Source organism: Cognaticolwellia aestuarii (assembly GCF_002000025.1).
GTDB classification, from domain to species: Bacteria; Pseudomonadota; Gammaproteobacteria; order Enterobacterales; family Alteromonadaceae; genus Cognaticolwellia; species Cognaticolwellia aestuarii.
The window spans coordinates 32,117-46,243 of record NZ_MUZV01000011.1 but is presented as its reverse complement, the minus strand read 5'-3'; the positions used below and the strand labels follow the sequence as shown (position 1 = coordinate 46,243).

The 14,127-nt window shown below is 36.4% G+C and carries 8 protein-coding genes; 2 read left to right on the top strand and 6 right to left on the bottom strand.

The window, feature by feature from the left end:
* Positions 1–5: 5 nt before the first annotated feature.
* The 6 genes from B0169_RS15895 to B0169_RS19455 all read right to left on the bottom strand — a co-directional run bounded on the left by B0169_RS15895 (position 6) and on the right by B0169_RS19455 (position 7,940).
* A complete protein-coding gene (locus B0169_RS15895; protein ID WP_077287608.1) occupies positions 6–3,203 on the bottom strand; it encodes a DEAD/DEAH box helicase in 3,198 nt (1,065 codons plus the stop codon).
* 95 nt (positions 3,204–3,298) lie between these two features.
* Entirely contained in the window at positions 3,299–4,000 is a 702-nt protein-coding gene (locus tag B0169_RS15890) for a YceH family protein (protein ID WP_077287606.1), read from the bottom strand.
* Between the two features lie 190 nt (positions 4,001–4,190).
* Positions 4,191–5,393, bottom strand: a complete 1,203-nt coding sequence (locus B0169_RS15885; protein WP_077287604.1) for a tetratricopeptide repeat protein — start codon at positions 5,391–5,393, stop codon at positions 4,191–4,193.
* Entirely contained in the window at positions 5,390–5,917 is a 528-nt protein-coding gene (locus B0169_RS15880; RefSeq protein ID WP_077287710.1) for an alpha/beta hydrolase, read from the bottom strand. Before B0169_RS15880 ends, B0169_RS15885 begins: the two co-directional genes overlap by 4 nt.
* A gap of 89 nt (positions 5,918–6,006) precedes the next feature.
* Positions 6,007–6,555, bottom strand: a complete 549-nt coding sequence (locus B0169_RS15875; protein WP_077287602.1) for a hypothetical protein — start codon at positions 6,553–6,555, stop codon at positions 6,007–6,009.
* Between the two features lie 173 nt (positions 6,556–6,728).
* Positions 6,729–7,940, bottom strand: a complete 1,212-nt coding sequence (locus tag B0169_RS19455) for an HD domain-containing protein (protein WP_202971835.1) — start codon at positions 7,938–7,940, stop codon at positions 6,729–6,731.
* Positions 7,941–8,549: 609 nt separating this feature from the next.
* On the opposite strand from B0169_RS19455, the gene B0169_RS15860 reads away from it, so the two are divergent.
* Together B0169_RS15860 and B0169_RS15855 are read left to right on the top strand one after the other, a co-directional pair.
* A complete protein-coding gene (locus tag B0169_RS15860; protein ID WP_077287598.1) occupies positions 8,550–12,020 on the top strand; it encodes a TIR domain-containing protein in 3,471 nt (1,156 codons plus the stop codon).
* Positions 12,021–12,085: 65 nt separating this feature from the next.
* A complete protein-coding gene (locus B0169_RS15855; protein ID WP_077287596.1) occupies positions 12,086–13,978 on the top strand; it encodes an NAD-binding protein in 1,893 nt (630 codons plus the stop codon).
* The last annotated feature ends 149 nt before the right edge of the window (positions 13,979–14,127 follow it).

Here is a 14,127-nt window from a genome sequence, read left to right as displayed (position 1 = left end):
CATCACTATCCAACAGCCAATTTAGCGGTTTCTTGCCATAAATATGCAGGCATAGCATGTTGCAATTTCCATGTGATATTCATTGGCTGACTACCTTCGTATTTCACAAAGTCGACCGGACCAAAGTTAACAAAGCCCATAGTTCTTCCATTCTCATCTTTACCTTGCTCACGTACAAATAGCAGGAAAGTTTTTTTGCTTTCTTTTTGTGTAATGTAAGCTAAACCTCGGCCTGAATTCGGCCTAGCGCTATTTTGTGTTTGCCAATGAAATAAGGTCGGGCTAATGGCGTAATCATGGTACATGGTGGTAGCGGAAAATTGTTTCTCACATTTATTTAAGGTGACAAACAATAGCTCGGTATTCGCATTAGCAATATTTAAAACACCCTCGCGACTCGAGGACTTTTTATTAAACGTACTATCACCAAAAGCGACTAGAATATGCTCTTTTGGATAACGAACATGCATTTTTAGCGGAGAAGAGTCTACAACAACATTATTAACAACTGGCATATCAAATTCGTTAACCTCAAGGCGATCAATGAGTAACGTAATGACTTCGCTTAATTCTTGCTGTAAGTCATTTTTTCTAAGCGCCTTGAGGCTAGCACTTAAATTTTCGAAACCAAGTTGACGACCGGTTTTATCCCAGAAATCGTAATGACACATTAAGGCAAACTTCTGTAGACAATGTTGAGACATATTATCGATATTAATACCTGACATGCTAAAATCATTAGCACAAAGCGCTTTAATAAAGCGTAAGTAAGATAACGATGAACAGTTGAGTAAACGATTATTAATGGCGCGGTAGTAAGCATCATAAAGTGCTTTTTCATCTGAAGGTATTTCATTATTGTTACTCGCTGCCAATAATAACGACCAACCCCCTTTCACTTTATAAATATTTTCTAGCGTAATATGAGGGTAAATATGTAAGAAATTTACCAATGTGAGCGGTAAGTTTGTCACATGAAGAAAGTTTTGTATTAAGCTAATAAATTTATGCTTATTCAGTGTTGCTTGCTTAATATTTTTAAGGATCATGGCTTGAGTTTTTTCTTGCAACTCAATACGGCACCCTAATGGTAAGTTAGGAAAACCTTGTTCTACTTCTTTCCCTATGGCATGGTTTGTTTTACCCACCAAGGCTCTAAATTTATGAGAGAAGTCATACTCTGCACGCGAGTTGCCAACAAAGTCTAAAACCGTACAACATTCTTTATCGTTGGTCAGGCGTAACCCTCGCCCTAATTGCTGTAAAAATACGGTTAAACTTTCAGTCGGACGCAAAAATAGTAAGGTATCTAATTCTGGAATGTCGACACCCTCATTAAAAATATCAACAACAAACAAAACATTAATTTTTTTTGATCTTAGCTGTTGCTGCAAAATATCACGGTCTTTGCTGTTATCACTGGTAAGCACACCACAAGCAATATTATGTAAGGTGAATTTTTTAGCCATAAAATTTGCGTGATCTTTACTGACACAAAAAGCTAATGCTCGCATTTGGGCTGGCTCAGTTACAACTTCACTTAGGCTTTGTAGAATACGTAAAACGCGTTGGTCATTATAGGTATATAGATGCGTAAGTTCAGCAATATCGTAACGCCCTTTTGACCATGGTACTTTAGTTAAGTCGGTATCATCATCAATAGCAAAATATTGGAACGGCGCTAAATGACGTTGATTAATAGCTTCAGGTAATCGTATTTCTGCGGCAATAACATGGCAAAAGTCACTTAAAATGTCACTACCGTCATGTCTTTCAGGTGTTGCTGTTAAGCCTAATAATACCTGAGGATTAAAATGCTTGAGCACAGCACGATAACTGTTTGCTGAAATATGGTGAACTTCATCAATAACGATATAATCAAAATAGTTTTCACTTAATGCTAAACGGTCAATTTGATTATTGAGTTGCGTGCTCAAGCTTTGAATGGAAGCAAACAAATGCTGATATTTATTGGGCTTGTTATTGCCAACCCACAATTCGCCAAAAGTGCTATTTTTTAATACACCGCGGTAAGCACTCAATGCTTGTTTTAAAATCTCTTCACGATGAGCAATAAATAGAAATTTTGCCTCTGGTTTCTGCTGATAAAAACGTGCAAAGTCAAAAGCGGAAATAATAGTTTTACCTGTACCTGTTGCGGCAACAACTAAGTTCCGATATCGGTTATGCATATCCCGCTCAACTTGCAATTTTTCTAATATTCTCTGCTGATGTGAATGTGGCTTTAGATCAAAATAAAAGTTAGTTACTGAGTGGTTAAAACCACCTTTTGCTTCCTGTAATGCGTTACCTAGTTTTTCGCGACTTTCGGCTTTACCATCAAAGTATTCGAAATCAGGTGACTCCCAATAAGTATCGAAGGTGCTAAGCGACTTTTCGATAATGTGTGGAATTTCTTGCGAGGTAATTTTCAAATTCCACTCTAAGCCATTGGTTAATGCTGAATGAGACAAATTAGATGAGCCAATATAACCGGTATGAAAACCGGTATTTCGCATAAACAAATAAGATTTGGCGTGCAACCTTTCACGGTTTATGTTGTAACTGAGTTTAACTTCGGTATTAGGTAATGACGCTAAAAACTCAACCGCTTTTGCATCTGTAGCCCCCATGTAAGAGGTAGTAATTATTTTTAGTTGTTTGCCACTTCGCGCGAAATCCTCAAGCTCTTTTTTGAATATTCTAATGCCGGTCCATTTAATAAATGATACCAGCCAGTAAATTTTATCTGATGACTGTATTTCTCTTTTTATCTCGGTTTCTAGCGATACACCTACATTACTACCACAAAATAATTCACTTTGTGTGAGCCCTGTTATTGGCATTATCGATTCAACATATTTAGGCAAGTCAGCTGAAATCGGATTCGATTTATCAAATAAAGCGGTTAAGATTTTTCCTTGGCTGTCTAATAAGTTTTCACTGATCAACTCATCATCTTTAATATGCCTGCTAAGCCACTGCACTATAGTGTTTGCTAGCGCTATTTGTTCATGAATTCTTGCATCGCTACGCGGTACTGAATCCATCGCTATTTCGATCAACCGAGTTAGAAAACGAGACAACCATGTTGCTGCTTCGCCCGACTCTAGCAGCCGTTCGCCAACATGAAAAGACTCCCGATCTAAATTTTGTTCAACTAATTGGGTAATTAACTGCTCATAAATACCTGTTTGCTTCATGAAAGTCCTTTTCAGATTTTTTATCTAAAATCAGTAATGGTAAAAAAGAAAATAAAAACGACCTGTAAAATTAAGCCACAACCATCAAAAAATCATCACTTACCCTCAAGCAACTCAGTCAAACAAGCCACTTGCTCGGTTAATGTCGCTACTTGTCGCTCAAGCAAATTAACCCTTTGGGTAAGTAGGTGCTCACTTTCTGAAGGTATGGATATGTTTGTACTGCCGTTTTCATGCTCTGCGTCACCAGATAGCGCACTGGTGTTTGACGCTGTTGAGTGGTTTTCATCAAAACATGAAAATAACTGCACATAGCGAGATTCACGTTTACCGGGTTCGCGTTCGAGCTTCTGCACTAAGGTTTGGTTATTTAGGTTTTGCAGTTGTTGTAATACTACTTCTACTTCATTTACATCGGAAAAATCAGCTAAGCGATTGGTGCGGGTTCTTAATTCTCCTGGTGTTTGCGGGCCTCTTAGAAATAACACGCAAATAATCGCGCGTTGTTGCGCTGTAAATTGTAGGTTGCCAAATTCGGTGTTACAAAAGCGATGAAAGTATTTATTTACTCGGCTTGAGGCTTTATGGTCAATCATCAGCTGATTCATTTGTACCAGCTCATCTACCGTGTTTTGCCAGTCTTGTTCGCTAAGCGACATGACAGGTTCGCGATTACTTTTTTGATTACAGCCAGCGGTTATAGCATTTACCGACAGTGGGTATTGCTCTGGCGTAGTGGTTTCTTTTTCCAGCATTACACCAATAATGCGGCATTGCTCTGCGGATAATGTGATCATTTTGAAGGTATCCTTATTGAAAATATCAATCTAATTTTTTACTTTACTTATGCTGTTAATTTAACTCGGCCAACATTAGTCATGGGTAAATTAAGATGAATAACGTCGGCAAAGCAGCTTAGGTGCTAACTGTTTTTTGTCGTGGTTGGTCAGTTAATCACCACGCACTTATATCAAAAAGCATTCACACTTAATTATTTAACTCAATACTATAAACAAAGATACCTTCTGTGTAAGTTAAACGGTGTCGTTGTTTTAAGTATTCAAACGTAGCACTTTTATGTTTTGATATCGCTGACTTTAGTTTTAACATCGGCAAGTTTAAACCAGTAAACATATCGAGATAAATTAAACGATTTAGCATAAGAGTTGCGCGCTCAGCTTCTGACGGTGTAAAGCTTACGGCCACAGAGGTCACTTGATTATTATCTGACGTTTCAATGGTAAACCTTAAGTTGTTTTTGGTTAACTCATCAAAATATATTGCCTCGTTGAAAGCATATTTTAACCTATCACTGAGTAAGTTTTCACGCTGATATGGTGCTGACAATGCTAGTACCTCTTGTAGGTATGCCTTATCAGCATAATGGCCAATAAGTGCATTACTAGCGATAATTTGCGCACAGTCTGGGTCGCTAAAAGCGCAATAAGCAAAATAATAGCGCGCTTTAGCGTAACGCTTAGTCTCATTCAGGTGGTAAATTCCGAGGTTGTAATTAGTATCAGCATCAAATGGAAATAAGTCATAAGATTTTTGCCAATAGCTAGCACCTAGCCGCTTATTTTTGTTTACCGCCCCGGCGCCATTATAGTAGATAGTCCCTAGGTTTAAATAAAGTAGCGGCGTGGCAAACACCTTGCTAAGTGCTAAGCAGCGTATATAAGTTTCTTTCGCTTGTTTAAAGTTGTTTTGTTGCTCCCACATCACCCCTAGGTTATTACATGCATCGGGGTATTCAACGTCGATACTTAGGTTAAAGTAATGCGCTGCAGTTATGATGTTATTTTCACGTTGATATGTGCTTGCTAACAAATTATACAAATATCCCTGGTCAAATTTATTCAACATATCAGCTTGGCTAGCCGCTTGAATAAGTAAGCGTTGGGCTAATATTTTTTGCGTTTCATTTTTATGGTTAGTGTTTTTTTGAGTAATATTTTTCTGAGTTAACGTTTCATCATTCAGCCATAAAGTACTGCCTAACAGCAATGCTTGCTTAGCTGTAGAGTAACCGCTAAAAAGTTCGTTTTCTAATGCAGAGCCCTGCCGACTAAAGTATTCACGCGCCTGTTGCCATTGCGCTTTATCGATGCCACTGTCTGGTTCTGCTGAGTTTACTGCTGCACAAAGCGCTAAGGTAACAATTAAGATAACAACATATAACCACTTCATTGAACTGCTACGCTCGCTTGCTGAGCGTTAGTTTTAGTGGTGAGTAAAAACGATTCAAATAACGCGATAACTTGTGTAATTGATGAATTTAAACGGTGATCGCCATCAATAAGATGCAAGGTACACTGCGTTTGCTGAGCATATTTTATAGAGCTAGCTACGGGCACAATATCGTCAGACCAACCATGTACAATCTCAATATTGTTAAGCGTAGTATTATAACTTTGCTGCTGATAACCCTGCATATACAAAGCTGGCGCCAATAAAAATACGCCCAGTGGTTGGTTACTTAATGATGCGACTAATGAAACGTAACCGCCCATGCTTGAGCCGACTAAAATATAAGGTTCAAGCTCGCTTGCTAAATAAGTATTCAACTTTGTCACCCGCTCATCGGGGCTTACTAAATTGCTGTAGTCAATACTATCGACACTAAAACCTGCCGCTTTGGCCATGTTAGCAAGTTGGGTTATTTTACTACCCCAAGGGCCACTTTCTTTGCCATGTGAGAATATAACTTTCATGTTTACTCCGTTTTCATTGCCACTTAAAGCGTTTTTAATATTCGATGTTTGTGCCAACTTTCAAGCACTGCATGAATAAAGTGAGTACTTTACAAAAAAGGGTGGTAGGCGTAATCAAACACACTCAACCGACTATCGCCATACCATTTGTAGTGTTTACCAATACCCCCTCGAGGGATAGTGATCCTCATTCTTTTAACTGATGAAAACAATGCGATATTTGCAGATGTAACGGTATAGTTTCGTTTTACGCCAACAAAAGCAAAACCTTTTTCACCAACAATTTTTATTAGGCATTGAGCAAATAGGTTTCTAATCAAAAAGTAAGTAAAAAAACACAAAATCAGTTCTGCTACAAAATAATTCGCTATAAATGCAATTAAATCAAATACATTTAAATTATCAGTCCACATAAGACTTAATTGATTAAAACGCTGAAACTGTGTCTCTCGACTTAAGGCGGCATAAATTAACCATATAAAGACGACGAGTAAGGTAGAAAATACAAGAGTATTGCGTCGATACCAGTAATTTATATCAGCTTGCGTACAAGGTGATATGTAAGATATTTTCCCTATCAGCTTAGCTTTTCGCTTTGCACTTATTTTTATTTTGTCTTTATTTACTGGCTTGTTCATTTGCTACTGGGCATTAAATGCTGTTTATTTAAATCCAAGTTGTTCAAATCATGTGCTAGCAAGCTATTTTTCGTTTAATGCACACTAATACCTCCCTAATACAATTATCAGCAGAAAAACCCTTTGTGAAAATTGAATACCTCAATTACATGGTTGATGTAAGGCTATCTTATTTAACAATACTGTTGATAGTTATCAATTTTTTCTTTTAGCCGCTGTGCTAAGTATTCATTTTTCGTACCTAAGGTTTCAAGAATCAATTGCGCCTCGTCACGATAATTCCTTATTTTATCTTTAGTCCAGTGAGCTGGCGGTGGCTGTAAGTTAGTTATTCTATCAGCCATTTTTACCATGCTTATTTCTAAAGGTTGCGCTTTTATACGCGCTAAGCTATCGATCATTTGATCTCGCTTAGTGGCTAAATTAGTGTTTTTGGTTAACGCTAAAACACCTGCAGCAACATATTGATTAAATGCAGTTTCAATATCTTCAAATGTAACTGCAGTGTCTTCAATTGTATCGTGTAATAACGCGCAAACCACCGCTAAATTTTGAAACTTAATCGGTTGGTAATGTAACATTTTATCTATTTGCGGCTGCGTCAGTGCGGATATAACCTCCATGGCAACTAAGCCAATATGGTTAATATATGGAACATCGCTACCAGGTATGAACTGTTTACAATGTGCTTTGCTAGCAAAATTCCACGCTTTAATGTAGGTATCTTGTTGCCATTGTCCATTATCTATTTTGCTCAGATAAATTAATTGTTTATTTAATTCAATTAGAGGCAGTTGATAAGTAAACTTGTCACGGTGTAATGCTAAAAACCTGCTTTCATGCTGATTACATTGAGGCATATCTGACGGTTTATTTTCTGAGAGTTGAGCGTATACAGCAGAACTATTAGTACTATTATTTGGCTTTTGAAAGGGCAATAATGACTGGCTTTTTGCACCATATTGGTCTAATTCGATTAACAAGTTTTCTACTTGCTCACGTTGTGCAATCAATTGAGTTTTATCAAACTGATAAGGGAAAGTATATTGGTCTAACATACTACCTTTATAAAAATTTTCTGCACGCAAGAAAAAAAAGTAAGTGGTATCGCCTTGTGTAACTCGCCAAATAATCCAATAACACTCATCAATAAAGCGACTAACGAATTGCTCTTGATGATAAAGCTCTCCCGAAAAAAGCGAATTAAACGCTACTTCATCACTTATAAATAATGGCGCTTTTAATAGATCAAAATATAAATACGGATCGCCGCTTTTATTTAACCAATTCTGCAATAGCCAAGCCATACGTTGCTTTAAGCATAGCCAATAGGTTTGATTATATGACTCTGGTGGTTTGCTTTCAGTAAATAAATGTATATTCATATGTTTAATCACACTGGTTAAGTTTCTATGTATACCGTTTAGACAAAGAAAACGAATCAAAGGCAAGCCCACATGCCATAGCTAATCATTTTTAACTGGTTATAAAAGCTAACAGTAATTGTTTGTGCATCATAATAGCGAATACGCATATTGAAAAATAACTCGCTTTTACAATGAACAAATAAGCCAAGTTCGCTAAGTGTTATAAAACGGTTACAGCAGTATTAACCACAACAAAGCTATAAAATTTACGCCGAATATAACGGGTCAATTAAAAAATCATGGTGATAAATCAATCAGTTGTGCTAAAGTTGTACAGAGTTAAAGTAAAGTATGTAAGCTGTAGAGTAAAGTGAAAGTAAAATTAAGTATGGGCTTCTTTAGTTGCAAGTTAGTGCAAAAGAATTGTTTTAATAGCACTAATTTATGCTGTTTTACAGATGCCGTAGTCATATTTAAAGCTGAAATTAGTGAGAGAGTTTCTTTTGCTATTAATGTGCTTTTACTGGCCATTTTCCCTCGTGTGCAAAAAATAAAGTGTTACATGCAAATAACCATTTCCCCCTTCCTAAAAATAATTAACCTCAAATAATAACAACAGGCTTTTCAATGGCAAACAGTAAAAATTCATCTTTCAAATACCACGCGTTTATCTCATACCGCCATGCAGATAATAAAACACAAGGTAGAAAATGGGCCACATGGTTACACCAAGCCATTGAAACTTACGAAGTGCCGAATGATTTAGTCGGCCAGAAAAATAGCCGAGGAGATACTATTCCCCCTCGTATTTATCCCGTGTTTAGAGACGAGCAAGAACTACCTGCGCATGCCGATTTAGGTACATCAATTGTTAGTGCATTAGAGCAAACAAACTTATTAATTGTTTTATGCTCACCTAGAGCTGTCGCATCAACGTATGTTGCTGACGAAATAGATTATTTCAAAAAATTAGGCAACTCTCAGCACATTATTGCTGCCATGATAGATGGAGAGCCCAATACCAGTTGGGACGAAGGTAAACAAAAGTTAGGCTTTACTAAAGCAGATGAGTGTTTTCCAATTCCTTTACAGTACGAATACGATCAAGAAGGTAATGCTACTGATAAGCACGCGGAGCCAATCGCTGCAGATTTTAGAATAAATAATAATGGTAAACCCGAACAAGGCTTTACTTCGCCGGCCGCTTATCGCGAACATCTAAAAAACACCACACAGCTTGATAAGAAGTCAATCGCTGCAAAGGTAAATGCCTATCAACAACAGTTGCATTTAATGTTGCTTAAAATTATCGCCGGAATTTTAGGGGTACCTTTAGGTGAACTTACTCAGCGTGATAAAGAATATCAATTACAGCAAGAGCGTTTAAAAGCAAAAAAATTGCGACGTTGGTTAGCTGCTGTCGCTATATTAGCTATTTTGGCTATTGGGGCTGGTGTGTTTGCTTATTTTCAGAAAGAGGAAGCTATTTTTCAACAACAACTTGCTATAAAAGAAAAAAATGGTGCACTGGTTTTACAGAGTGAATTTCTTACCCAAATGTCGAAAAACCAAAGCGAGAAAGGTGAATATGACACAGCGTTGCTATTATCGTTAAATGCTATTCCTGGCCTGTATGGCGGTGATAGGCCTTTGATCAAAGGCATCGAGTTGTCTTTCCATGAGCCCTTAGAAAAAATCAGTCGGCTTATGAATATTAATTCCAAGTACCCGCTTTCGAGACAGTCAGTAAAGTTTGACAAGACCGGTCGCTATGTTGCGATGGTAGATAATCAAACATTAACTATATGGTCACTTGATGATGGCCAGCCTGTGACTAAAATCACCGCTGAATCAAGAATATTAAATTTTGACTTTAGTTACGATAGTCGCTTTATTTACACAAGTGCAAAGGCAGTAGACGTTTGGTCAGTATTAACAGGAGAACAAGTACAACAGTTTGATTACCCTGATAGGCAATTAGGTCGCGTTGCGTTTCATCCCGTTAAAAATTTGCTGGCCATTACCTCTGTAATTCCCGAAAAAACAATTCCCAAATGGTTACAAACTAACAAAAGCAAAGCTGAGAGCGCCGTTACTAGCTATATAGATGTATTTGACGCTGAGAGCGCAGAAAAAACCACCACTATCAGCATAAAAAATGTTATTCCTATTAAGCCTATTTTCAGCCCTGATGGAACAAAAATACTCAGTGTGGCAGTAAATCACGGCACTTATGTATGGTCATTAGAGACCGGTAAACTCATTCAGCATAAATTTATTAATGATTTTTCTGACATTAATACTAAGCGTAACCGTGGCACTTTAAAAGCACACTTTAGTCCAAACGGAGAAATGATATTTAGTGAAATAGGAAGAAGTAAAGTTGCGATATGGTCAGCGAACACAGGAGAAATACTCCAAACTATTAAAATATCTGAAAAATCGTCTAAGTTGTTAAGCGCTCAATTCAGTGCAGATAACAAAAAACTGCTAACGCTATCAGCTTATAGTAATCAAGTTTTAGAGTGGTCGATAGCCACTGGAGAAATTTTGCATCGTTATCAACTTAACGAAAGCCACCTTTCTTATGCCAGCTATAGCCCTGGCAGCGACTTGGTATTAGCCTCGTCTTTCAACGACAAAAAAAGCATACTCTGGTCAGCTCAATCGCATGAACTGGTTAAAGTTATAGATCATAGCTTGGAAGCAACAAACTTAATTGACATATTTTCTGCAATTATCGAGGGTAATTTTTTTACCGTCTTTGGCGAGCAAATAGTATCGTGGTCACTCACGAGTAAGGTAGAAAGCCCGTTGCTTTTGAATAAAGAGTCTTACTATATCAAAAATATACATTACAGTTTTGATAATAAATTTGTCGTTGTTAGCCAACGTGATGGTAAACATTTTATATGGGATATTAAGAAAAATACCGTAATACACGAATTGGATTTTGGTAAAAACACGCTACAAAGTTATATTTTTCCGAAGCAGAATAAACTATTAATTACCAGAGAAGCTAACAATAAATTCGAAAGTGAAGCATTGGTTTATGATTTACAAACAGGAGAAAAGCTTGATGAATTTATATTTGAAGGAAAACTCTATCGCGATATTAAATTCTCACCTGATGGCGATAGCATAATTTACGTACTTAAAAAACCGCAAGAACAACAGGCATTTAAAAACGAAGTGTTACAACATAGAAACTTACTAACAGGGGTAACTAAAAGTTTAGTTAGAAATAATTTAATACCCTCTTATGAGTTTAACCAAGCAGGCAAAAAGGTATTGTTAGTTTCAACCTTTGACTATTTTTCTTCCGACGTTAAGAAACAAAACTTACCTTCAGAGGTTATATTATTTGACCTTATTTCCGGTAAGCGCGAGGCAACATATCCTGATTTAGTAAACCCCAAAATAGCTATTTTCAGCCCTTTTGACGACAAAATATTAGTGCAACATGATACTAAAAAATTAAGCTTATTCTCTGCTGATTTTATTGAAAATTTATCCACCCTTTTCTATTCGGATGGACACTGGATAAGAGATTTTATTTTCCACCCTGACGGTAATGGTGCAATTTTTATAGATGGTAGCTATGTTGCTGTTTGGAAGTTTAAAGACGAACAACCAAGTATGTTAAAAAGACACTCTTTAGATAATGTTTTTCTGGTGGATGTTAGCATTTCCAGTGATCAACAATATTTATTAACAACATCGAGTACTGTTAATCCCGAGCGTAATACCAGCGTTTTATGGGATGTAAATACCATGGAGAAAATTGAGACTTTTTCACAAGTGACTAAAGATTTACCTTCTAAATTTTCAAATGATAGCAAGAGTATTGTTACTACAGAGTATTTAACACCTAACGCTCGCTTTCCTACCGCAAAAGTAACACCTATTTTCCAAAAAATGCTAACAAAAGCAGATAAAAAAATGATTAGTATTAAAGACTATGAACAAAAAGCAATTAACAGCTTACCAATAAATAGAAGCTGCCTAACGCCAGCAGAAAGAAGAGCATTCTTTTTACCCGCACTATCAGCGCAGCAATGGCAAGACAGAGGTTGCGCACACTTTACCAGTAAATAAACTCTGTTTGGTCATGTTGATATAAAAATTGAATATTATAAACGTTATAAATAAAGGGAAATTTAATGAAAGCTAATAAAAGTGCATCTGCCCCGCTAAGTATTAGAGGCATCATCATTTTAGCATTTTTTGTGGTAGCTACGATTACCTTAGGAATTTATGGTTTTAGTTCGGTATATGTTGTTAAAAACAATATCTCTCACCCAGAATTAACCCGTTGGTTTGATGTTTTTTACAGCACATTTAAATTATTTTCTTTAATTTCTTCCCCTGCCGATGAAGCACTAAAACATTGGGCAATTTCAGCAGCAAGACTTTCTGCGGTTTGCACTGTGTTTTTCTCCATTGCATTTGCAACCTTTTTTGCCGCTGGTAGCTGGTTTAAAAGCAACATATTAGTTAAGTATTACAAAAATCATTACATTATTTTCGGCTTAAATAGCGAGAGCGCCTATTTAATTGATGATTTACTCAATAAAAAAGAAAAAGTCGTTATCGTAGAGAAAAATCATAACAATCCATTAATTACTCAGTATAAAAAGAAAAAAGCTACTTTGATAATGGGCGATGCTTCAGATATGGCTATTCAATTAAAAGCAGCTATTTTAAAAGCAAAAGCAATGGTCGCTATAACAGGGTGTGACTTAACTAATTTAGCTATTTTAAAAACGTTAGTTGAGTCACCTTATAAACCTGAGCTTCATTGTCATATTGGAATAGACAATGTAATGAGCTACAAACTCTTTGAACCTAGCGCTTTTTATTCAATTGAGAATATTAAAAAACAATCTACGGGCTTGTTAATTAACATATTTAACTTAAGCGAAAAAATAGCTATCGACTTAGTGCAGTCCATGGGATTAGGAGAAAACACAGATACGAGCTCTAATACTAGCGCACCAGTAAGTGTGCTTATTTCAGGTTTTGGTGAAATAGGAGAGTCTATTCTCAGAGAGCTTTTGCTTTTGGCTCACTTTTGCAATCATAAAAAAGTCGAGATTACTGTCTTAGCAACTCAACCCCATGACTTTTTTATTACTCATCATCAAGTGTTTGAACATTGTAATGGAAAAGGCTTAGATTTATGGGATATTACTTTTGTAGGCTCTGAACAGCAGCTTCAAAATCCGTCTAATTTTAATCATATTATTGTTTGTGATGAAGATGAAAATATCGCCTTAAAAAGCATATTGCGCTTTTATGATATGTGCACCTTGGCGCAGTTAAAAACAACGGATAACACAACCACATTTCATTATTACAACGCCTTAAATCATCATATAGAGCACCAACAAATCAAATCATTCGGCGCCTTAAAGAAAGTATTAAGTTTCAATCAATTATTAGATAACAACAGCGAAGTACTTGCGCAGCGAAGCCACAACACTTATGCAAAAACAGAACTCGCCTTAAGTGCTTTAACGCCTGAAGCGTTATCCGTGCTAATAGAAAAACACGACCAAGATACAGTGGACTCAACTCAGTGGTTACATTGGGTTAACCAACCTCTTTTTAAGCGTAATTCAAACTTTACTGAAAAACGTCATTTTCCCATGAAACTATTAGCTTTAGGTGGTTCAATACCTGCGGTTACCTTTAAGAATTCAGTTGCAACAAAACAAGAAGAATTAGACTATTTGCCATATTTAAATGAATTTTCAGATCTAAACATGGCTTTAATTCAGCATTGGATAAAGTTTATTAAAAAGCAAACGGGACTAAATAATCAACAACTTACACACCGAATACATGCGTTAGCAAAAACCGAACATAATAGATGGAATGCATTTCATATTGTCAATAATTGGCGATATGGAAAATCAAAAAACGAAGCAATGAAAACCCACGATTGCTTATTAAGTTGGTCAGATTTAGAAGAAAAAAGGCCTGATACCATCAAGTATGATTATAAAAATATTTATCATATTGCTGAGTCATTAGCTTTAATTGAAACGTGAATAATAGATTAGTTTATTGCTTTGAGCGGTACTGAACACAGCTAAAGTAACTAACTATCAAAAGGGCTTTATTATATATACCGAGTGTTTTGTGAATATAATAAAGCCCTAAATAAGTTACTAACTTTGGCTATTTTTATGGGAATATA

Coding starts and splice junctions, on each gene's coding strand:
- B0169_RS15895 (WP_077287608.1), bottom strand. CDS start 3,203: ATGAAGCAAACAGGTATTTATGAGCAGTTAATTACCCAATTAGTTGAA.
- B0169_RS15890 (WP_077287606.1), bottom strand. CDS start 4,000: ATGATCACATTATCCGCAGAGCAATGCCGCATTATTGGTGTAATGCTG.
- B0169_RS15885 (WP_077287604.1), bottom strand. CDS start 5,393: ATGAAGTGGTTATATGTTGTTATCTTAATTGTTACCTTAGCGCTTTGT.
- B0169_RS15880 (WP_077287710.1), bottom strand. CDS start 5,917: ATGAAAGTTATATTCTCACATGGCAAAGAAAGTGGCCCTTGGGGTAGT.
- B0169_RS15875 (WP_077287602.1), bottom strand. CDS start 6,555: ATGAACAAGCCAGTAAATAAAGACAAAATAAAAATAAGTGCAAAGCGA.
- B0169_RS19455 (WP_202971835.1), bottom strand. CDS start 7,940: ATGAATATACATTTATTTACTGAAAGCAAACCACCAGAGTCATATAAT.
- B0169_RS15860 (WP_077287598.1), top strand. CDS start 8,550: ATGGCAAACAGTAAAAATTCATCTTTCAAATACCACGCGTTTATCTCA.
- B0169_RS15855 (WP_077287596.1), top strand. CDS start 12,086: ATGAAAGCTAATAAAAGTGCATCTGCCCCGCTAAGTATTAGAGGCATC.